1 protein-coding gene is annotated in these 234 nt (G+C 70.9%); it reads left to right on the forward strand.

The genetic code is table 11. The annotated features are described in order from the left end of the window. Positions 1 to 8: 8 nt before the first annotated feature. Positions 9 to 234, forward strand: a 226-nt coding sequence (locus ACQG3P_RS24230; protein WP_426806473.1) for a VIT1/CCC1 transporter family protein, incomplete at its 3' end; no start/stop codon positions are given.

Consider the following 234-nt stretch of genomic DNA (forward strand, 5'->3'; position numbering starts at 1 on the left):
TCGGTGGGCTGGGTCAGAGGCTCAACTGGCTCCGTGCCGGCGTGCTCGGGGCGAACGACGGCATCGTCTCGGTCGCGGCTCTGGTCGTCGGCGTGGCCGGTGCCACGACGGACACCGCCGCGCTGTTCACCGCGGGCATCGCTGGCCTCGTCGGAGGCGCGATCTCGATGGCGCTCGGCGAGTACGTGTCGGTGAGCAGTCAGCGCGACAGTGAGCGTGCGCTCATCGCGAAGG

Origin of the sequence: Stenotrophomonas sp. SrG (assembly GCF_050031795.1) — a bacterium.
Lineage (GTDB): Bacteria > Pseudomonadota > Gammaproteobacteria > Xanthomonadales > Xanthomonadaceae > Stenotrophomonas > Stenotrophomonas rhizophila_A.